Origin of the sequence: Pseudomonas sp. NPDC077408 (assembly GCF_050269105.1) — a bacterium.
Classification (GTDB): domain Bacteria; phylum Pseudomonadota; class Gammaproteobacteria; order Pseudomonadales; family Pseudomonadaceae; genus Stutzerimonas.
The window spans coordinates 335,463-356,010 of sequence record NZ_JBNNHS010000003.1 but is presented as its reverse complement, the minus strand read 5'-3'; the positions used below and the strand labels follow the sequence as shown (position 1 = coordinate 356,010).

The 20,548-nt window shown below is 60.7% G+C and carries 20 protein-coding genes; 9 read left to right on the top strand and 11 right to left on the bottom strand.

Annotation, left to right across the window (positions count from 1 at the left end; genetic code table 11):
* From ACQKEK_RS10905 to arsJ, 3 genes are all read left to right on the top strand, one after another.
* Positions 1–327, top strand: coding sequence for a YnfA family protein (locus ACQKEK_RS10905; RefSeq protein ID WP_499142600.1), 327 nt, complete (start codon positions 1–3; stop codon positions 325–327).
* A gap of 14 nt (positions 328–341) precedes the next feature.
* Complete coding sequence (locus tag ACQKEK_RS10900; RefSeq protein ID WP_499142598.1) at positions 342–1,349, top strand: ArsJ-associated glyceraldehyde-3-phosphate dehydrogenase; 1,008 nt, start codon at positions 342–344, stop codon at positions 1,347–1,349.
* Positions 1,350–1,484: 135 nt separating this feature from the next.
* Positions 1,485–2,717 carry an organoarsenical effux MFS transporter ArsJ gene (gene arsJ / locus ACQKEK_RS10895; RefSeq protein ID WP_499142596.1) on the top strand — a complete coding sequence of 411 codons (1,233 nt, stop codon included), beginning with the start codon at positions 1,485–1,487 and terminating at the stop codon, positions 2,715–2,717.
* A 63-nt stretch (positions 2,718–2,780) separates the two neighbouring features.
* On the opposite strand, the gene ACQKEK_RS10890 is transcribed toward arsJ, so the two are convergent.
* The 10 genes from ACQKEK_RS10890 to exaC form a co-directional block, all read right to left on the bottom strand.
* Positions 2,781–4,469 carry a PAS domain-containing hybrid sensor histidine kinase/response regulator gene (locus ACQKEK_RS10890; protein ID WP_499142595.1) on the bottom strand — a complete coding sequence of 563 codons (1,689 nt, stop codon included), beginning with the start codon at positions 4,467–4,469 and terminating at the stop codon, positions 2,781–2,783.
* Positions 4,453–5,616, bottom strand: a complete 1,164-nt coding sequence (gene ercA / locus ACQKEK_RS10885) for an alcohol dehydrogenase-like regulatory protein ErcA (protein ID WP_499142593.1) — start codon at positions 5,614–5,616, stop codon at positions 4,453–4,455. Before ercA ends, ACQKEK_RS10890 begins: the two co-directional genes overlap by 17 nt.
* Before the next feature lie 112 nt (positions 5,617–5,728).
* Positions 5,729–7,612: an alpha/beta hydrolase family protein gene (locus ACQKEK_RS10880; protein ID WP_499142592.1), complete on the bottom strand. Its 1,884-nt coding sequence runs from the start codon at positions 7,610–7,612 to the stop codon at positions 5,729–5,731.
* A 40-nt stretch (positions 7,613–7,652) separates the two neighbouring features.
* Positions 7,653–8,807, bottom strand: a complete 1,155-nt coding sequence (gene pqqE, locus ACQKEK_RS10875) for a pyrroloquinoline quinone biosynthesis protein PqqE (RefSeq protein ID WP_499142591.1) — start codon at positions 8,805–8,807, stop codon at positions 7,653–7,655.
* A complete protein-coding gene (pqqD, locus tag ACQKEK_RS10870; protein WP_128121422.1) occupies positions 8,779–9,057 on the bottom strand; it encodes a pyrroloquinoline quinone biosynthesis peptide chaperone PqqD in 279 nt (92 codons plus the stop codon). Before pqqD (ACQKEK_RS10870) ends, pqqE (ACQKEK_RS10875) begins: the two co-directional genes overlap by 29 nt.
* Before the next feature lie 115 nt (positions 9,058–9,172).
* Positions 9,173–9,925, bottom strand: coding sequence for a pyrroloquinoline-quinone synthase PqqC (gene pqqC / locus ACQKEK_RS10865; RefSeq protein ID WP_499142589.1), 753 nt, complete (start codon positions 9,923–9,925; stop codon positions 9,173–9,175).
* A 92-nt stretch (positions 9,926–10,017) separates the two neighbouring features.
* Positions 10,018–10,929, bottom strand: coding sequence for a pyrroloquinoline quinone biosynthesis protein PqqB (gene pqqB, locus ACQKEK_RS10860; RefSeq protein WP_128121420.1), 912 nt, complete (start codon positions 10,927–10,929; stop codon positions 10,018–10,020).
* A 49-nt stretch (positions 10,930–10,978) separates the two neighbouring features.
* A complete protein-coding gene (pqqA, locus tag ACQKEK_RS10855) occupies positions 10,979–11,050 on the bottom strand; it encodes a pyrroloquinoline quinone precursor peptide PqqA (protein ID WP_003253598.1) in 72 nt (23 codons plus the stop codon).
* 160 nt (positions 11,051–11,210) lie between these two features.
* A complete protein-coding gene (locus tag ACQKEK_RS10850) occupies positions 11,211–12,326 on the bottom strand; it encodes an oxidoreductase (protein ID WP_499142587.1) in 1,116 nt (371 codons plus the stop codon).
* Positions 12,327–12,568: 242 nt separating this feature from the next.
* Complete coding sequence (gene exaC / locus ACQKEK_RS10845; RefSeq protein ID WP_045427207.1) at positions 12,569–14,089, bottom strand: acetaldehyde dehydrogenase ExaC; 1,521 nt, start codon at positions 14,087–14,089, stop codon at positions 12,569–12,571.
* A 411-nt stretch (positions 14,090–14,500) separates the two neighbouring features.
* On the opposite strand from exaC, the gene pqqA (ACQKEK_RS10840) reads away from it, so the two are divergent.
* The 6 genes from pqqA (ACQKEK_RS10840) to ACQKEK_RS10815 all read left to right on the top strand — a co-directional run bounded on the left by pqqA (ACQKEK_RS10840) (position 14,501) and on the right by ACQKEK_RS10815 (position 18,546).
* Positions 14,501–14,575, top strand: a complete 75-nt coding sequence (gene pqqA / locus ACQKEK_RS10840) for a pyrroloquinoline quinone precursor peptide PqqA (protein ID WP_003282509.1) — start codon at positions 14,501–14,503, stop codon at positions 14,573–14,575.
* Positions 14,576–14,630: 55 nt separating this feature from the next.
* Positions 14,631–14,924, top strand: a complete 294-nt coding sequence (gene pqqD, locus ACQKEK_RS10835) for a pyrroloquinoline quinone biosynthesis peptide chaperone PqqD (RefSeq protein WP_499142585.1) — start codon at positions 14,631–14,633, stop codon at positions 14,922–14,924.
* A complete protein-coding gene (gene pqqE, locus ACQKEK_RS10830; RefSeq protein WP_499142583.1) occupies positions 14,893–16,038 on the top strand; it encodes a pyrroloquinoline quinone biosynthesis protein PqqE in 1,146 nt (381 codons plus the stop codon). The genes pqqD (ACQKEK_RS10835) and pqqE (ACQKEK_RS10830) overlap by 32 nt, the downstream gene beginning before the upstream one ends.
* An 85-nt stretch (positions 16,039–16,123) precedes the next feature.
* Positions 16,124–16,627 (top strand): urate hydroxylase PuuD, encoded by a 504-nt coding sequence (locus ACQKEK_RS10825; protein WP_499142581.1) that lies wholly within the window; start codon positions 16,124–16,126, stop codon positions 16,625–16,627.
* On the top strand, positions 16,608–17,708 hold the full coding sequence (gene serC, locus ACQKEK_RS10820; protein ID WP_499142579.1) for a 3-phosphoserine/phosphohydroxythreonine transaminase: 1,101 nt from the start codon (positions 16,608–16,610) through the stop codon (positions 17,706–17,708). Before ACQKEK_RS10825 ends, serC begins: the two co-directional genes overlap by 20 nt.
* Positions 17,701–18,546 carry a beta/alpha barrel domain-containing protein gene (locus ACQKEK_RS10815; RefSeq protein WP_499142577.1) on the top strand — a complete coding sequence of 282 codons (846 nt, stop codon included), beginning with the start codon at positions 17,701–17,703 and terminating at the stop codon, positions 18,544–18,546. The genes serC and ACQKEK_RS10815 overlap by 8 nt, the downstream gene beginning before the upstream one ends.
* A 139-nt stretch (positions 18,547–18,685) precedes the next feature.
* Here ACQKEK_RS10815 and ACQKEK_RS10810 read toward each other — a convergent pair whose 3' ends face one another.
* On the bottom strand, positions 18,686–20,464 hold the full coding sequence (locus tag ACQKEK_RS10810; RefSeq protein ID WP_499142575.1) for a PQQ-dependent methanol/ethanol family dehydrogenase: 1,779 nt from the start codon (positions 20,462–20,464) through the stop codon (positions 18,686–18,688).
* Positions 20,465–20,548 lie beyond the last annotated feature (84 nt).

Genomic DNA, 20,548 nt, shown 5'->3' with positions numbered 1-20,548 from the left:
ATGCTGAAGACCTTTGGCTTGTTCGCCATCACGGCATTCGCCGAGATCGTCGGCTGCTATCTGCCCTACCTGTGGCTTCGTCAAGGCAAAAGCGCCTGGCTGCTGGTACCTGCTGCGGCATCACTGGTGCTGTTTGCCTGGTTGTTATCGCTGCACCCCACAGCCGCAGGACGCGTGTATGCCGCCTATGGCGGCGTTTACATCGGCGCTGCAATCGTCTGGCTGTGGATCGTCGACGGCATCAGGCCTACCGGCTGGGATCTGCTGGGTTCGGCCGTCGCACTGCTAGGCATGGCCATCATCATGTTCGCGCCTCGCGGCGCCTAACTTAGGGAATCACCATGACAATCAAAGTTGGTATCAACGGCTTCGGCCGGATTGGGCGTCTGGCATTGCGCGCAGCCTGGGATTGGCCAGAGCTGGAGTTCGTCCAGATCAACGATCCCGCCGGCGATGCAGCCACCCACGCTCACCTGCTGAACTTCGACTCGGTGCACGGCCGCTGGCAGCACGAAGCGAGCAGTGACGGCGACTGCGTTGTCGTCGATGCCAAGCGCGTCCGAGTCACTGCAAACAAAGCCATTGCAGATACCGATTGGTCCGGCTGCGATCTGGTAATCGAAGCCAGCGGCAAAATGAAGACGGTGGCCGTGCTTCAAGGCTATCTGGACCAGGGAGTCAAGCGTGTTGTGGTCAGCGCGCCGGTCAAGGAAGCCGGGGCGCTCAATATCGTCATGGGTGTTAATGACGCGCTGTTCGATCCGGCACAGCACCGTATCGTCACGGCAGCTTCCTGTACCACCAATTGTCTGGCCCCGGTCGTCAAGGTGATCCATGAGCAGCTGGGAATTCGCCATGGTTCGATCACCACCATCCATGACCTGACCAACACCCAGAGCATCCTCGATCAGCCACACAAGGATCTGCGCCGCGCCCGAGCCTCGGGCATGAGCCTGATCCCGACTACTACCGGTTCGGCGACGGCGATCGCGGAGATCTTTCCCGAATTACGCGGCAAGCTCAACGGCCACGCGGTGCGGGTCCCGCTGGCCAATGCCTCATTGACCGACTGCGTTTTCGAAGTCGAGCGAGCCACCTCTGTCGATGAGGTCAATCAGCTACTGAGCGCCGCGGCCAGCGAAGGTCCGCTCAAGGGCATTCTCGGTTACGAAGAGCGCCCACTGGTTTCAATCGATTACCGCACCGACCCACGTTCGTCGATCATCGATGCCCTGTCGACCATGGTCGTCAACGGCACGCAGGTGAAGCTCTACGCCTGGTACGACAACGAATGGGGTTACGCCAACCGCACTGTGGAGTTGGCGCGCAAGGTGGGCCTTGCTGGCTGAACCCGCACGAATGGCAAGATGGATGCCGCCAAAACTTGCAGGCTAGGGTTGGCCGCCTACACGGCGGCTGATCCGCTGCAGATGTTCGTGTGCCGACTTTTCTCACGCTGATCAAATCATCACGGGACTCGACCGATGAACGCCCTCTCCCGCCTGTCTCCGGAAGTTCGCCAATACCTGGTGGTGACTGCCAACTATTGGGCCTTCACCTTGACCGACGGCGCTTTGCGCATGCTCGTGGTATTGCACTTCCACCAGTTGGGGTATTCGCCGCTGCAGATCGCGATGCTGTTCTTGTTCTACGAGATCTTCGGCGTCATCACTAACCTGGTCGGGGGCTGGCTGGGGGCACGGTTGGGCCTGAATCGGACCATGAACATCGGTCTGGCGTTACAGGTCGTGGCGTTGCTGCTGCTCACCGTTCCCAGCACTTGGCTGGTGGTGCCGTGGGTGATGGCCGCGCAGGCGCTGTCCGGCATTGCCAAAGACCTCAACAAGATGAGCGCCAAAAGCTCGATCAAGTTGCTGGTCCCTGCTGATGCGCAAGGGACGCTCTACAAGTGGGTGGCGCTGCTTACTGGCTCGAAAAACGCACTCAAGGGCGTCGGCTTCTTTCTCGGCGGTCTGCTCCTGGTGTGGCTGGGGTTCCGTGGCGCGGTGTTGGCAATGGCGGCTGTGCTGGCGATGATCTGGATCGCTAGTCTGATGCTGTTGAAAAAAGACCTCGGCAAGGCGAAAGCAAAACCGAAGTTCAAGGAGATGCTGTCCAAAAGCCGCGCTATCAACATTCTGTCGGCAGCACGACTGTTCCTGTTTGGCGCGCGGGATGTCTGGTTCGTGGTGGCGTTGCCAGTTTATCTGGCGAGCACCTTTGGCTGGGATCACTGGCGTGTGGGGGGCTTTCTGGCAGCGTGGATCATCGGCTACGGCATCGTGCAGTCCTTCGCGCCATTGTTCACCGGACGCGCGCAGGGCCAGGTGCCGGATGGCCGTGCTGCGCTGGTGTGGGCTTTGCTGCTGGCTGGTCTGCCTGCAGCCATAGCGTTGGGCCTGGGCACTTCGCTCTCGGCGCAATGGGTGTTGCTAGGCGGGCTGATGGTGTTCGGCGTGCTGTTCGCGGTGAACTCATCCCTGCACAGTTACCTGATCGTCTCCTACGCCAAGGAGGATGGCGTATCCCTTGATGTAGGCTTCTACTACATGTCCAACGCTATGGGCCGGCTGCTCGGCACTGTGCTGTCCGGCTGGATGTACCAGTCTTATGGCATCGAAGCCTGCCTCTGGGTTTCCAGTCTCTTCGTATCGCTCGCGGCACTCATATCGGTAGGCCTGCCGCGTCATATTCAGGCAGGTACTGCGGGCGGTTGAGCGTGCCGGAGGTAACACAACATCGGGGCCGGCACCGCGGGGGCGCCTCCATGGCCTCGCCCGCTAGCTGTCGGAGCTTGCGCGCGGGTCATTGAGCAAATGACTCAGAACTGATCGCAGCTTCCCGGCCTTGACGGGTTTGTTCAGCACCGGGACATCAAACCCTTGCAGCTGGCGGCGACATTGGTCACTGCGATCGGCCGTCACCATGACCGCCGGGATCGCCTGCGCAAAATGCTCCCTGAGCGCAGTGACCACATCCCAACCTGTCACGCCCTGATCGAGATGATAGTCGGCGAGGATCACCTCCGGCGGCGATCCGTCAAGCACGGCCAATGCCGCTTCCTGGTCGGTGGCCGTCAGCACGTCACAGCCCCACTGCCCCAGCAACGCGGCCATGCTGTGCAGGATGCTCAGCTCGTTATCCAGGACCAGCAAGCGACGGCCCGGTAACGGATTGCCAAGTACCGGCATCAGCATTGGCGCTTCGGCAGGCGTCTGCTCAGGCAGATCCGCCAGCGGTACATCAATGCTGAATACAGAGCCTCGCCCCAACTGCGAACGCACCTGAATCGGATAAGCCAGCATTGAGGCAATACGATCGACGATGGCCAGGCCGAGCCCGACCCCGGCGCGTTCGGTGGCGCGCTGCACACCCAGCTGATTGAACTCGAGGAAGATCGACTGCATCTGATCCGACTCGATGCCTCGCCCCGTGTCCCAGACCTCGATACGCAGGTGTTCGCCGCGTTTGCGCGCGCCTAGCAGCACTCGGCCTTGATCGGTGTAGCGGCAGGCATTACTGAGAAAGTTGCGCAAAATGCGCGTCAGCAGCCGGAAATCGCTGCTTAGCGCGTACGCTGGGATGTAATGATCGAAGCCAAGGCCTGCGGCTTCGGCAACTGACTGGAATTCGGACACGAGGGGCAACAACACTTCGTCGAGGCGATAGACCTCGATGTCGGGCATGATCGCCTGTTGATCCAGTTTGGAGATATCCAGCAAATCAGTCAGCAAGTCTTCGGCGCCCTCGAGCGCCTGATGTGCTCGCTCCACCAGGTTCGCTTCAGCATCCGGTAAGCCGCGCTCACGCAATGTCGAGATCAAAAGGCGCGCCGCATTGAGCGGCTGCAACAGGTCATGGCTGGCAGCGGCTAGGTATTTGTCCTTGCTGTGGTTGGCTTGCTCGGCCGCGTCTCGGGCCTTGCGCAGCTCGCAGGTGCGCTCGGCGACCCTGTGTTCCAACTGCTCGTTGAGCTGTAGCAAGCGCATCTGCGCCAACTTGCGCTCGGTGATGTCGGCAACGAAGCCCTCAACCAGGCCATCTTCTTCCGGCTTGAGCAGCAGGTTCATCATGACGTCGATCGGACTGCCGTCCTTGCGCCGCAGACGGGTCTCATATCCGAACAAGCCTTGTTGGGTAGTCAGGGTACGCCGAATCTGCCGAAGCTCGTCTTCGCCACCAATGAACAGGTGATGTGACAGGTCGGTCAGGCGCCACAACGCTTCGTCTGGGCTTTCGTAGCCAAGCATCCTTGCCAGCGCCGGATTGGCTGCGCGAATACCTTCCTGCAGGCTGGCCTGGAAAATGCCGTGTACGGCGTGTTCGAACAGCCATTTGTATCGGTTGCGCTCAGCCTCCAGCTCTTCGAGGCGAGCGACCAGTTCCGGGTAGTGGCTTTTGCGGGCCGAATGAGTGCCTAACCCGAGCAGCCCGGCAAGGGCATCGTCCTGTTCAGAGTGCTTCGGCATAGACCACTTCGACGTCGCGCTGGGTCGACGAACGGGGATTGGTCAGGATGCAAGGGTCTTGCATGGCATGCTGCGAGAGGAACGGGATGTCGGAGAGATTCACCCCGTGCAAGCCGAGCGTTTCGTTGAAGCCAATGGCCTGCTTGAGGCTGATCAGATGTTGCATGAGTCGTTCACGAATCTGTCGATGGCTCAGCCCGCGGCTGTCTATGCCTAGGGTTTCCGCCACCACCTTGAAGCGATCCGGCGCCGAATCGTAGTTGAACGCCACTACATGTTCGACCAATACCGCATTGCAAAGGCCGTGCGGCAGATCCAGATAACCGCCAAGGCTGTGAGACATCGCATGCACTGCGCCGAGAATCGCGTTGGAGAAGGCCAGGCCGGCCTGCATGCTGCCGAGCATGATCTTTTCGCGCAGTTGAATATCGGCCGGATTGGCGATCATTTCCACCAGATGGCCGTTGATCAGCCGCATCGCTTCCAAGGCGTGAGGATCGGTCAGCGGGCCATGGCCCGTCGAAACAAAGGCCTCGATGGCATGCACCAGCGCGTCAATACCCGTACAGGCAGACAGGAACGGATCCATGCTGAGGGTAGTTTCCGGATCGATCAGCGAGACGTCCGGTACGGCGCCCTTGCTGACGATGGAGAACTTCATCCGTTCGGTCTGGTTGGAAATGATCACGAACTGCGACACATCGGCCGATGTGCCGGCAGTCGTGGGGATCAGGATCAGCGGCGGGCTGGGCACCCGTAACGTATCGACACCCTCGAACTCAACGATGTTGCGACCGTGGGCCACCGCGATGCCGATGCCCTTGGCGCAATCCATCGGGCTCCCGCCACCGACCGCCACGATGACGTTACAACCTTCGCTGCCATACACCTCGGCGCCAAGCATCACTTCCTCGGAGCGAGGATTGGCCGAGACCTGAGTGAACAAGTGAAACTCGATGCCCTGTCGTGCCAGGCTCGCCTGGACATCGCCGACCCATCCGGCAGCGACCACCCCCGGATCGGACACCAGCAGCACCTTGCGCGCGCCAAAATTCTTCGCATAGTTGCCGGCGCTATGCCGACAGCCTGCACCAAACACGATCTCGGGCGAGACAAACTTACGGTGCAAGCTCAGATTAGGGCTCATACGGCGGCCTCTCGTTATTATTTCTTACTTTGGGCAAGCCTACTGCTTTCCCGCACCAAAGCAATCAACAAAAAGGCGCATGTCTCGACCATGCAGCGGGCACGGTCTTCGATCAGCCAAGCAGGCCTTGATAGAAGCGACATTCGCGCTGCAGCGCATCGGCTAGGTTGCCAGCCTGGCGAAAGCCGTGGCGTTCGTCTGGATAGAGGCAATACTCTACCCGCAGGCCCTGCTCGCGCAGCGCTGCAACCATTGACTCGGTCTGCTCGGGAAGCACCACAACGTCCTGACCGCCTTGCAGGAAGATCATCGGAACCCGAATCTGTGCCGCGTTGTTTAGCGGCGTGCGTTCCCGGTATCGCTGGGCGTCGCGCACCGGATCACCGATCAGCCAATCCAGGTAGTCCGCCTCGAATTTGTGGGTGACCCGACGCAACGCCAGTGGGTCGCTGACCCCGTACAGGCTGGCGCCGCCAGCAAATCCGGCATCGGCGACCAGTGCGCAGAGTGCGCTGTAGCCGCCGGCGCTGGAGCCACGAATGAAGGTCCGCGCGGGATCGATCTGGCCGCGCACGGCCAACGACTGCACTGCCGCGCAGGCATCCTCGACCTCCACCACACCCCAGTTGCCGCGCAAGCGCTGCCGGTAGGCACGTCCAAATCCGCTGCTGCCTCGGTAATTGATGTCGGCAACGGCAAAACCGCGTTGGGTCCAGTACTGAATGCGCGGATCGAAGACCGGATAGCTGGCCGAGGTCGGTCCGCCGTGCATGAACACAACCAGCGGTGGCTTCTCCCCGGGCAAGCCGCCGTGGTCCGCATTACAAGGCGGATAGAAGAAAGCATGCGCGACTTCCTCCTGCCCGGTGGCAAAACTGAACGGTTGTGCATGTGACAGCTGCTCGGTCGGCAATGGCTGCTCGCCGCCGGCCAGTATCGTGATCTCGCCGTTGAGACGGTTGATTGCCAGCACGGAGGGCGCCCGGTCCGGCGCTCCGGCAAGGCAATAGTAATGGTGGTCATCTACGGCCACTTGGCGACAACGGCTGTACTCGGGTGCGAGCTGCCGCTCGTTGCCCTCAGCGTCATGCTCGAACAGCAAGCCGTACCCGTCCACCAGTCGGGTCGACAACCAGCCACCTTCGGTTAGCGGAAGGTAGCTGATGGTCGCTAATTGCCAAGGCGCGGGAGCGTGGTCGAAGCGATGCCGGACAAAGCGATCCACCGGCACCATCGAATCGCCGTGGCTCTGCCAGGTTTGCCACCAACCGGCGCGGTCGGTCAGGCAAAACAGCGCACCGTCACCGGCGAAGCGAGGCTGTTGCAGCGATTCCGTACCCTCGGCACCAGCCAGACACACCGGCTGATAGAGCCGCCCGTCAGGCAGGTAGTCGGCCATCCAGAGGCTGGTGGCCGTCCAGGGCTGCTCGGGGCGATGCCACTGAATCCAGGCCAAACGCTCACCAGAGGCATCCAGTGTTGGCGAGGCATAGAAGTCAGCACCCTCGGCAAGCCGCTCTCGTTCGCCTAGAAGCGAAACGCTCACCAGTCGATGCTCGACGCCCTTGTCATGGTGGGTTTCCTCCACCGCGACGATTGCACCTCGGCGGCGATCGTATTGCAGGTCGCCATAACGGCAGCGAGGACGCGAGGTGAGCGCCACCGGCTGGCCAGCCCTCTTACCGGCAAGCGGTTGCAGATAGATCTGTTGGTCGCTTTCATTAACGAAAGCAACACCTTCATCGGTGAGGCAAAGCGCACCGCCACCGTATTCGTATACCCGACTGCGCAGGGAAAACTCAGCGGGTGTCAGGCATTGCGCCGTGCCGTCGCGCCAGTACCAAAGGGTGCAACGCGCATCGGCGGGATCGTACTGAATCCAGAACAAGCCGCCATGCCCGGCACGCAGCTCTGCGAAGTCGCGGCTGGCCGAGGCGGCTTTTTCAGCGGTCCAGTCGCTACCCCAGAAGCCATACGGCGTTTCGGTTTTGCTCATATCGATCGGTTCCGGTCGGTCAGGCATGCCCCAAACGGACCTATACCTTGAGAATCAGCTTGGACGCCTTCTCGTTACGGAAAGTCAGCTCATCCAGCCCGCGCGGGGCCTGCTCGGCCTCGATGCGTGCAGCGAGAATCTTGTCATGATGGGCGGATTTGCTGCATACCGGATCCGCATTGGCGGCGTCGCCGGTGAGCATGAAGGCCTGGCAGCGGCAGCCGCCAAAGTCCTTTTCGTTTTCATCGCAGGATTGGCACGGCTCGGGCATCCAGTCGAAGCCGCGAAACTTGTTGAAGCCCATCGAGTGCTTCCATATCTGCTCGATGCTTTGCTCACGCACGTTGGGAAAGGTGATGGGCAGTTGGCGTGCGCTGTGGCAAGGCAGCGCCGTGCCGTCAGGGGTGATGTCAAGAAACAGGTTGCCCCAGCCGTTCATGCAGCCCTTGGGACGCTCTTCGTAATAATCGGGCGTGACGAAGATCAGCTTGCAGGGGTGATTCTCGGCGGCGAGCTTGTCACGCCATTCATTGGTGATCCGCTCGGCACGTACCAGTTGTTCCTTGCTAGGTAACAGCCCGGCGCGGTTGAGCTCGGCCCAGCCATAGAACTGACAGGTCGCGAGTTCGACGAAGTCGGCTTCGAGCTCCAGGCAGAGTTGGATGATGCGGTCGATATTGTCGATGTTGTGCCGATGGGTGACAAAGTTGAGCACCATCGGATAGCCGTGCGCCTTGACCGCCCGCGCCATGGCAAGCTTCTGGGCGAACGCCTTTTTCGACCCGGCGAGCAGGTTGTTCACTTCCTCGTCAGCGGCCTGAAAACTTATCTGAATGTGGTCGAGCCCAGCGTCGGCGAACGAGGCGATTTTTTCCTCGGTCAGGCCGATGCCTGAGGTGATCAGGTTGGTGTAATAGCCCAAGTCCCGTGCCGCCTTGATCAGCTCGGCCAGATCCTGACGGACCAAGGGTTCGCCACCGGAGAAACCCAGCTGCGCCGCGCCCATCTCGCGCGCCTGGCGGAACACCTCGATCCACTCGGCAGTACTCAGCTCATCGTGGCTGCGAGCGAAATCCAGCGGATTGGAGCAATAGGGGCATTGCAGTGGGCAGCGATAGGTCAGCTCCGCCAGCAGCCACAGCGGCGGGCCTGGCTCGAAACCTGGTTTAGCGAAGCTCGATCCAGAACCGTTCAACGGCGACCTCCAGGAATGCAACGATGTCTTCCTCGATGCCCTCGGCATCGGGGAAGCGACTCTGCAGGATAGCGACAATTGCACCCACACTCCGGGTGCCATCCACTTCGCCCAGGACCGCCGATGCGCTCTCGTTCAGCTTGATCATGCCTTCGGGATACAGCAGCACATGGCAGTTCTGCGCCGGTTCCCATTGGAAGCGGAAACCGCGGCGAAAAGCCGGGATCTGGGTCAGTTGGATATCGCTCATGGTCCTCTGTCTCGCCAGTGAAAACATCATCGGTAAGGGCTGGTGGGCTGAAGCCCACCCTACAGCTCATATGCGAGGGCTGCCGCCACTCGATCACAGGTCGCTCAGTCAACAGTCAGAACGTGATGCCCTTGTGCCAGACACGCTCGTTCGTCACCGTATGGTATGGCGGACGATCCAGCTCGTAGGCCATGCTCATGGCATCGAGCATGCTCCACAGAACGTCGAGTTTGAACTGAAGAATGTTCAGCATGCGCTCCTGGCTTTCCCGCGTCTTGTAGTGTTCCAGCGTGATCCGCAGGCCGTGCTCGACGTCGCGTCGTGCTTCCTTCAGGCGTTTGCGGAAGTAGTCGTAACCGGATGCATCTATCCAGCTGTAGTGCTGGGGCCAGGCATCCAGACGCGACTGATGGATGGTTGGGGCGAACAGTTCGGTGAGCGAGCTGCTGGCAGCCTCCTGCCAGACGGCGCGGCGGGCGAAATTGACATAGGCGTCTACGGCGAAGCGCACGCCTGGCAGCACCAACTCCTGCGACAAGACCTGCTCACGGTCCAGGCCCACGGATTCAGCTAGGCGCAGCCAGGCTTCGATACCACCCTCCTCGCCTGGGCTGCCATCATGATCAATGATCCGCTGGACCCATTCGCGGCGGGTATCGCGATCCGGGCAGTTAGCCATGATGGCTGCATCCTTCACCGGAATGCAGACCTGATAGTAGAAGCGGTTCGCGACCCAGCCCTGAATCTGCTCACGGGTCGATCGGCCTTCGTACATGGCACGATGGAATGGATGATGGATATGGTAGTAGTCGCCCTTCGCGCGTAGCGCTGCTTCGAACTCGGACGGAGTCATGGCTGGCAGGGTCATAAGAACTTCCTTACGGGTTGTGCGGGCTGTTCCTCCAGGCACAAGTGAGCGCCTTCAGCCACTGATTTCGGTGAGCTGCGGGTCGTTCTACCCTACAGCTCGATACTCATGCCATCGAACGAGACTTCAATCCCGTGCTCGTCGAGCACCGCCCGTTCGGCAGAGTCCTCGTCGAGGATCGGATTGGTGTTGTTGATATGGATGAGAATCTTGCGCGCAGCCGGCATGCCGTCGAGCACCTCGATCATGCCGCCTGGGCCGCTCTGATGAAGGTGGCCCATTTCGCTGCCCAGTTTGGTGCCGACTTCGCGCACGCGCATTTCGTCATCGCGCCACAGGGTGCCGTCGACGACCAGGCAATCGGCACTGCGCATCAGTTCCAGCAGTTCAGGGCTGACCTGGCCCAGACCCGGCGCGTAAAACAGCGTGCCGCCGGTTTTACGGTCTTCGATCAACAGACCGATGTTGTCACCGGGATGCGGGTCGTTGCGGTGCGGCGAATACGGCGGCGCTGAACTGCGCAGCGGAATCGGGGTGATGTTCAGGTTTGGGCAGGTCGCGATGGTGAAACTGCCTTCCAACGCGATCGGATTCCAGCGCAGACCGCCGTTCCAATGTTCAAGCATCTTGAACAGCGGAAAGCCGGTGCTCAGATCCTGATGAACCATCTCGGTGCACCAGACTTCGTGTGGGCAGCCCTCACGCAGCGTCAGGAGGCCGGTAGTGTGATCGATCTGGCTGTCGAGCAGGATGATCGCGCCAATTGCGGTGTCTCGGGGGCCGCGAGCCGGTTGTAGCTTAGGGAAGGACTCAAGCTGAGCACGGATATCCGGCGAGGCGTTGCAAAGTATCCAGTTCTCGCCGTCATCGCTGATTGCAATCGACGATTGAGTGCGGGCTTTGGCACGCAAGCTACCGTTGCGCAGCCCGGCACAGTTGACGCAATTACAGTTCCACTGAGGAAAGCCGCCGCCAGCAGCCGAACCTAAAATCTGGATGAACATGGGCAGCTCCCAAAAAAACGGAGCCCCGACCGGGGCCGGGGCCGATCAATCAGCGATTGGCGAAGTACATGGTGACTTCGAAACCAATGCGCAGGTCGGTAAAAGCAGGTTTAGTCCACATGGCTGATTCCTCTCTTTTGTGATGACGGAAGTATTCCGACAACTCATTAAGCACCCTACTCCGTCAAAAGCGGAATGGTACTTTGGAAGGAGACAGCGCTCTGCATTGGTAGTGCCTTGGCTGTCGCCGGTTTTCAAGCAACGTGAGATGACAGGTGCACTCAGCGGCGCACAGCGGAACGACCATGGGTGCCCCGCCAGGCCAGTTCGTTGGTGATGGTCGCCATTGGCGAGAACATCTCGTAGTCGAATGCGCTCAGGGGCGCCTTTTCCTGTACGCGCAACGGCCAATCATGGTTTGCCAGCGCCGCCTTGCCGATCGCCAGGAAATCCAGCACGCCGGCGTCGAGCAATTGCTGCGCCTGTTCGCCCGTGCCGATAGCGCCATTGCCGATGATCGGGATCTCGACGGCACCTTTGGCGATTGCCGCCAGGCTTTCGCCTTCCTCGAACGCCGGTGCACTTATGTCGCCTTCGGTCACGTGGATATAGTCGAGCCCCGCGGAGGCTAGCGTGGCGAAACGATAGCGCGCCGCTTCAACCCCACCGTCCCATTTAAGCTGGCTGTCCGTGACCATGCTTTGCGACAGCCGCATACCGACGACGAACCCCGCCCCGACCGCCTCGCGTACCGCACGGATGACTTCCAGCGGCAGGGCCAGTCTGGCCTGGTAGTCACCGCCCCAGCGGTCGGTGCGCTGATTGAACTCGGCGGTCATGAATTCGTGCAGCAGGTAGCCATTGGCGCCATGCAACTCCACCCCATCGAAACCGGCATCACGCGCATGTTTCGCAGCCTGAACGAAGCCGGCAATCGCTTCATGAATTTCCGCTTCGGTCATCTCTGCGGGTGTCGCATAGGGGCCTTCGCCGCCGTAGAAGCTCAACTGTCGCCCGCCCGGCTGAACGGCCGACGGCGCGACGTGGCGGGCGTGGTGGATATTGCCTTGAGTCTGCGCGCCACCGTGCATCAGCTGAGCGATGATCGCCGCTCCCGCCTGGTGTACCGCGCTGACGATCGGCACCCAGCTGTCACGCTGAACCTCGGTGGCCAGGCCCGGCTGATTCAGATATCCCTGACTGTATGCTGTGTCCGTATAGGTGCCTTCGGTAATCAACATGCCGAAGCCGCCCTCTGCGAATGCCTGGTAGTAGTCGCGCATCAGTTCGTTGGGTTGCCCTTCCGGCTCGGCGCTGACGCGAGTCATCGGAGCCAGCACGGCGCGGTTGCGTAGGCGCAGCTGATTCAGCTGGGCGGGTTCGAGCAATTGGGGCATCAGCAAGTCCTCATGAAACATGGGTCGTGCTGAATCTGAGGTGCAACGGGCGTTGGAGTTCGCTGCGTGCGATCGCTGGGCTTTAGCCACGCATAAAAAAACGCGGCCTTTGGGGCCGCGTTGCGTTGATGGACCACCGCCCGAACCCGATCGGTCAGTGGTCCCCGCACTGATAGCGTGCGAGCAAGTCAGCCGGCGCGCTGGAGCGAACGCGCCGGGTCCTACGAGTTGCGGTACCGGGCTTAGAAGAAGCCCAGCGGGTTGATGTCGTAGCTGATCAGCAGGTTCTTGGTCTGCTGGTAGTGATCGAGCATCATCTTGTGCGTTTCGCGACCGACACCGGACTTCTTGTAGCCACCGAAGGCGGCATGCGCCGGGTACAGGTGGTAGCAGTTGGTCCATACGCGACCAGCCTTGATCGCCCGGCCCATGCGGTAGGCGCGGTTGATGTCGCGGGTCCACAGGCCGGCACCCAGGCCGAACTCGGTGTCGTTGGCAATCGCCAGGGCTTCGGCTTCATCCTTGAAGGTGGTGATACCGACCACCGGGCCGAAGATCTCTTCCTGGAACACGCGCATCTTGTTGTTGCCCTTGAGCAGGGTCGGCTGGATGTAGTAACCGCTGGCCAGATCACCTTCCAGACGCTCGGCCGCGCCGCCAGTGAGCAGCTCGGCGCCTTCGTCCTGGGCGATCTGCAGGTAGCTGAGGATCTTGTCGTACTGCTGCTCGGAGGCCTGGGCACCGACCATGGTCTCGGTGTCCAGCGGGTTGCCGCGTTTGATCACCTTGATCTTCTTCATCACCTCGACCATGAAGGCGTCGTAGATCGACTCCTGCACCAGGGCGCGGGATGGGCAGGTGCACACCTCGCCCTGGTTGAAGAACGCCAGTACTAGGCCTTCGGCGGCTTTTTCGATGAACTGCGGTTCCGCGTTCATGATGTCTTCGAAGAAGATGTTCGGCGACTTGCCGCCCAGCTCCACGGTCGACGGGATGATGTTCTCGGCGGCGCACTTGAGGATGTGCGAACCGACCGGGGTGGAACCGGTAAAGGCGATCTTGGCGATACGCTTGCTGGTGGCCAGGGCCTCACCGGCTTCGCGGCCGTAGCCCTGCACTACGTTGAGCACGCCTGGCGGCAGCAGGTCGCCGATCACCTCCATCAGCACGGTGATCGACAGCGGGGTCTGCTCGGCCGGCTTGAGCACGATGCAGTTGCCGGCGGCCAGGGCCGGGGCGAGTTTCCAGGCGGCCATCAGCAGCGGGAAGTTCCACGGAATGATCTGCCCGACCACACCCAGGGGCTCATGGAAGTGATAGGCGGCGGTGTGTTCGTCGATCTCGGCGGCGCTGCCTTCCTGGGCGCGGATGCAACCGGCGTAGTAACGGAAGTGGTCGGCGGCCAGGGGCACGTCGGCGTTCAGGGTTTCGCGCACAGCCTTGCCGTTGTCCCAGGTTTCGGCCACGGCCAGCAGTTCGAGGTTGGCTTCGATACGGTCGGCGATTTTCAGCAGCACCAGGGCGCGGTTCTGTACCGAGGTTTTGCCCCAGGCATCGGCGGCGGCATGGGCGGCATCCAGAGCATGCTCGACATCCTCGACCCCGGAGCGCGGGAATTCGGCGATGACTTCACCATTGACCGGCGAGGTGTTGACGAAATACTCACCCTTGACCGGCGGGACAAACTCACCGCCGATGTAGTTGCCATAGCGTGGCTTGAAGGAAATGACGGAGCCTTCCGTACCGGGTTGGGCGTAGATCATGAGCGGCCTCTCTAATTTTTCTGCTTGTCGGAGCCTGACCGGACATGGACAGGACATGGAACGATCTTAGGCAGCCAAACCGCTTGCCCGGAATGCCCCCAAGGGACAGATGCGCTCCTCATTTGGTAGTAGATGCCAAAACCGGTGCGCAGCCGCCACAGGCATCTGAGCGCCCCAAAAGGCGCGCCATGCGCCTGAAAAAAACCGCCAGATTAGGGCGCCCCAGCTCACATGCAATTGACCATGCGCAAGGGCAGTCAGCTGCCCAGCGAATGTTTTTTTCATGCCACAAAAACGCGACCAAATGCCCTGAAAAACGGCCCGAAAGTCTCATTAGTCGAGCGTCAAAAGCGCCTTAGCTTCGAGCCGCAACATTGGTTTTCCCAAAACGTTTGCTTAAGGAGATATGCCATGCAGTGGATCGATCCGGACTTCTGCGACTTGCGTCTGGGCTTTGAAGTCACCGCGTACGTTTACGTGCGCTGAGCCCCCACCGGCGTGATCGCAACCGCCTTCACGCCGGTCGAGCGAGGAAATGGACATGACCGCAACAAGTATTTCGCCGCTGAGCTGCTATGAGATTCGCTCGCCCTTTCTGTTTCGCTGGGAAGAATCGCAGCAAGCGCACGTACTGCTCTATCCCGAGGGCATCGTCAAGCTGAACGCCACCGGCGGGGAGATATTGAAGCGCTGCGACGGCAAGACCCGTGTCGTCGAGCTAATCGACCAGTTGGCCCAAAGCTACAACGCATCCGATATCGACGCGATCCGTAACGGTGTCCTGAATTTCCTGGAGGTATCTCATGGCAAAGGCTGGATCCGAGTTAAGGCTTGACGGCAGCGGCAACCCGGTCTGGCTGCTGCTGGAGCTGACCTATCAGTGCCCGCTGCAATGCGTGTTCTGCAGCAATCCACGCAACTTCGCCGATTACCGCCAAGACGAGCTGAGCACCGCCGAGTGGATCGATGTGATGGCCCAGGCCCGCGCCATGGGTGCGATGCAGATCGGCTTCTCCGGCGGCGAGCCCACGCTGCGCAAGGACCTCGAAACGTTGGTCGCCGAGGCTGACCGCATGGGCTACTACACCAACCTGATCACCTCCGGCATCGGCCTGACCGAGGCGCGCCTACGCGCCCTGAAGGATGCCGGGCTGCGGCACATCCAGCTCGGTTTTCAGTCCACCGACCGTGACGTGGCGCGTGAACTGGCCGGTGTCGACGCCTGGGAGCGCAAACTGCGCATGGCGCGGCTGATCAAGGCAATGGACTTCCCCATGGTGCTCAACGTACCGATCACCCGGCAGAACATCGCTCAGGTGCCGGACATCATCGAGTTCGCCGTTGATCTGGGAGTGGAGTACCTCGAACTGGCGAATGTGCAGTACTACAACTGGGCGCTGCTCAACCGCGATGCACTGATGCCGACTCATGCCGAACTGCAGAAAGCCGAAGACGAGGTGCACAAGGCACGCGAGCGTTTCGGTGATCGCCTGACCATCTTCTTCGTCATTCCTGACTATTACGAAGGTCGTCCCAAGGCGTGCATGAACGGCTGGGGAGCGATTCACGTCACGATCGCGCCGAACGGCAACGTGCTGCCCTGCTCCCAGGCCAGCGCCTTCAAAGAGCTCACCTTCCCCAACGTGCGCCAGCAACGACTGGAGCAGATCTGGCACGACTCGCCGGTGTTCAACCTCTACCGTGGCGACACCTGGATGCCAGAACCCTGCCGCAGCTGTGACGATAAGGAAAAGGATTTCGGCGGGTGCCGCTGCCAGGCGCTGCTGCTGACCGGCGACGGTGCCAACACCGACCCGGCCTGCAGTAAATCCCCACATCATCAGCTGATTCGCCAGGCCGTTGAACTGGCGCAGGATGCCACGCGCCCGCAAGGCACGCTGATCGCCCGACAGGCCAGTCAGGGGGTTGAACTTGAAACTGCCCCATGATTCTTTCGGCGGCACCGTAAGTGCGGGCCTCGCGCTAACGCTTGGTTGTTACCTGCTACTGCGTTTTTGGCTGGTGAGCTGAGCCATGCAGCTACCCATTCTCGATCTGCTGGCCCGCTATGCGCACCTGCTGTTCGCGTTGGTCTGGGTCGGCCACAACTATGCCAACTTCATCCAGAACCCACGCTTCGTGCCACTGCAGAACGGCATCGACACCGCCACGTTGAACCACGATCGGGAAGCGCGGATGAAACGTGAGCACGGCATTTTCCGCTATGCCTCTGTAGTGGTCTGGATATCCGGCATGTTCATGCTCTGGCAACGCGGCTGGCTGGTCGATGCGCTGCTGCTGCAGGGTCCGCTGGCGGTGATCGGCCTGGGCGCCTGGATTGGCACGCTGATGCTGCTCAACCTCTGGCTGGTGCTCTGGCCGCATCAGAAGAAGCTGCTCGGCTTTGTTCCGGCGACTCTGGAAGAGCGCGTGCGCTGCTCGCGAATAACCTTCCTCTCGTCGCGCAGTAACACCATCCTGTCCTTTCCCCTGCTGTTCCTCATGGCGAGTGGTGGTCATGGCCTGCATCTCTTCTGAGCCGACTGAGCGCTACAGTTTTGCCGCCGGCCCGGCGATGCTGCCGAGTGCAGTGCTAACGCAGATTCAGAATGAATTGCCGGACTGGAACCGCAGCGGCTTCTCCTTACTTGAACAACCGTTCACCAGCGCCGCGTTCAAGCAGCTGATGGCCGAGACCGAACAGAACTTACGCAAGCTGCTGTCGGTTCCTCACAACTATCGGGTGCTCTTTGTTCAAGGTGGCGCGTCGGCGCAGTTCGGCCTGGTGCCGCTCAACCTGCTGCAGCCCGGGCAGAGCGCGGACTATCTCGAAAGTGGCCACTGGGCGCGCAAAGCGATTGTCGAGGCGCGCCGACATTCACCGGTCAATGTCATCGCCAGCAGCGCGGCGGATGGCTTCAGCACCCTGCCGAAGCGGGAACGCTGGCAGCTCGATCCCCACGCCGGTTATTGCCACATCACTAGCAACGAAACCGGAAACGGTCTTCAGCTACGCGAATTCCCCGAAGTGCCGGTGCCGCTGGTGGCTGACATGACGTCCGACTTTCTTACCCGGCCCATTCCGGTAGAGCGCTTCGGTCTGATCTACGCCAGCACTCAGAAGAACATCGGCATCGCCGGGCTCTGTCTACTGATCGTGCGCGAGGATCTCTTGCGATCACCGCAGCGTGGCCTCCCAGCGGTATTCAGCTACAAGGTACAGGCCGAGCAACAGAGCCGCTTCAACACGCCACCGACCTTCGCCCTGTATGTCGCTGCGTTGATGCTGCGCTGGATCGAGGATCAGGGCGGACTCGCCGTAATGGCAGCACATGCGCGCGAAAAGAGTCAGCGGTTATATCGCTGCATTGAGGCTGGAAGCTTCTACCGCTGCCGCCAACAGGCCGCGGATCGCTCAAGCATCAATGTCTGCTTTGAACTGGCAGATGCGCGATTGCTCCAGCCCTTTCTTGCCGATGCAGAGCGCAACGGCCTGTTTCATCTGCAGGGACACAGCCATGTCGGCGGCGTCCGCGCCAGTCTTTACAACGCCATGCCTCTGGCGGGAGTGGATCGACTGGTCGCCTTCATGCGTGATTTCGAGAGCCGTCATGGCTAAGCCGAACAGCGTCCGGACAATCAGCAGCCGTCTGGCGCAAAGGCTCGCGATGGACCTTTGCTGCTTGGCGTGTCACTTCTCGACTTATCAAGCCAATCAACCGGTCACGGTAATGGGCCTGCCGTTCCCCTCGCCGTTAGGTATCGCTGCAGGATTCGACCGTTACAGCAGGCTCGGTCGCCGCGCGGCGTTGCTGGGCTTTGGTTTCAATGAAGTGGGCAGCCTGACGGCAGAGGGTCTCGCCAGGCTGTCGCCTGTAAAGCATGGCCAAGCACGTCTAGGCCTGAACCTAACTCTGGACGCCAGCCAATCTTGGACTGAGACCTGTGCCCTGCTACAGACTGCTTGGCCGCTGGCGGACTATCTGGTGCTCAATCTGATCGGCCCTGCCAGCGTCCGGCTGGTCGAAGACCCCGATCGGTTGCACCGACTGCTCTCGTTATTGCGACATCAGCAACACGCGCTGAACACAGCGGGAAATCGCAGTGTGCCACTGGTCGCAAAGTTGCGCTGCCTGCCGGAACAGGTGCCTGAGTACCTAACCGAAGTGCTGCTGGAGTTGGGTTTCGACGGCCTGATCGCTGCGCATGACCCAGGGCCGCCAGCGACACGGCAGCGTTACCGCGCCTGGCAGGATGACCGACAACAGATGCAAGCCTGCATGCAGATCGAACAGTTGCACCGCCTGTGCGGCACCGATCTGGCGCTGATCTCGGTCGGAGGAATACAGACCGCAGGCCACCTCCAGGCGCGCCTCGACGCAGGGGCTCAGCTTATCCAGGTGCATGGAGCCCTGATGCGTCAGGGGCCATGGCTTGCTCGGCGGCTATGCGGATGAGTCCGAGCTAAGCAAAGCCGCGCAGGAGCTTGGCCATCCGCGAAACTTGGCTGTTCGAGGATCAACGCTGCCGCCCAATACCCATAAATTTCCCATAAAAAAGGCCGGCATAAGCCGGCCTCGTTTTCTTGGCGCTTAATCAGCGCTTGGCGACTACCTGCTCCTTCGGCAGTTTGAAGGTCCAAACCATGCCGCCCTGGTTGAAGTCTTTGATGCGCTTGGCAACCTCGCCACCCCACAGTGGGACCGCACCGCCCCAGCCAGACAGGACCGATACATACTGTTCGCCGTCCATTTCCCAGGTAACTGGCGAGCCGATCACACCGGAACCGGTGTTGAATTCATACACCTTCTCGCCCGTTTTGGCGTTGAACGCCATCAGGAAGCCTTCCGGGTTACCGGTGAACACCAGATTGCCCTTGGTTGCCAGAACGCCGCCCCACAGTGGCGCGTAGTTTTTGTAACGCCAGACTTCCTTGCCGGTTTTCGGGTCAATGGCGCGAAGCACGCCAATGTATTCCTCGTTCAGCGGGTGGATGGTGAAGCCAGCGCCCAGGTAAGCCGCGCCTTTCTTGTAGGCGACGCCTTCGTTCCAGATGTCCATGGCCCATTCGTTGGACGGCACGTAGAACAGTCCGGTGTCCTGGCTGTAAGCCATTGGCATCCAGTTCTTACCGCCGAGGAAAGACGGTGCAACAGTTACGGACTTGCCCTTGTCGGCATCGCCTGGTGCGCCAGGACGGTTGGCGTCGTCATAGATCGGACGTCCATCCTTATCCAAACCCTTGGCCCAGGTGATCTTGTCCACGAACGGGAAGCCGCGAATGAATTTTCCGTTGGTCCGATCGAGCACGTAGAAGAAGCCGTTTCGGTCCGCGGTACCCGCGGCCTTGATGGTCTTACCACCGTCCTGGTAGTCGAAGGAGATCAGCTCGTTGACCCCGTCATAGTCCCAGCCGTCATGCGGCGTCGACTGGAAGTGCCACTTGATCGAGCCGTCGTCCGGGTCCAATGCCAGACGCGAAGACGAATACAGGTTGTCGCCTGGGCGCAGGTGCGAGTTCCAGGGTGACGGGTTGCCGGTACCAAACAGCAGCGAATCGGTGTCCGGATCGTAGTAGCCACCCAGCCAAGGCGCTGCACCGCCGGTCTTCCAAAGATCGCCCGGCCAGGTTTTACCGGCTTCGCCGCCAGAGATGCCGTTTTCGACCTTTTTGCCATCCTTCATCACGTAGCCCATGTGGCCTTCGACGGTCGGACGGGTCCACAGCAGCTCGCCATTCTTGGGGTTGAACGCCTGGATCATGCCAACTACGCCGAACTCACCGCCAGCCAGGCCAGTGATCAGCTTGCCTTTTACCACCATCGGCGCGGCAGAAATCGAGTAGCCAGCCTTGTAGTCAGCCACGGTCTTTTTCCAGACGACCTTGCCAGTGTCCTTGTTCAGCGCGACCAGCTTGGCATCCAGCGTGCCGAAGATCACCAGGTCGTCATACAGCGCCACGCCACGGTTGATCACGTCACAGCAAGGCATGATGCCGTCCGGCAGACGGGCGTCGTACTGCCACAGTTCCTTGCCGGTACGGGCATCGACCGCAAATACGCGCGAGTAGGAGCCGGTGAGGTACATCACACCATCTTTGATCAGCGGCTGCGCTTCCTGGCCACGTTGTTTTTCACCCCCCAGGGAAAAACCCCAAACCGGGCGCAGCTGGCTGACGTTCTCAGTATTCAGTGCATCGAGTGTGCTGTAGCGCTGGCCTTGCAGCCCCAGGCCGTTAGTAACGATCTGATCGGTGGACTTGGCGTCATCGAGGATTTCCTGATCGGTGACTGCCCATGCCGACACGCTGGACACGGCCATGGCGGCGCAAAGCGCTGTCAGGGCGAAGGGCTTGCGAAGACCGGTGTGCTTCATTGCGGCTACCTCTACGGGTTCATTGTTATCGTCGCCGGGAAGTTTTCCCGGTCTAGTAGCGATTCTTGGATCTAGCCGCTCCTG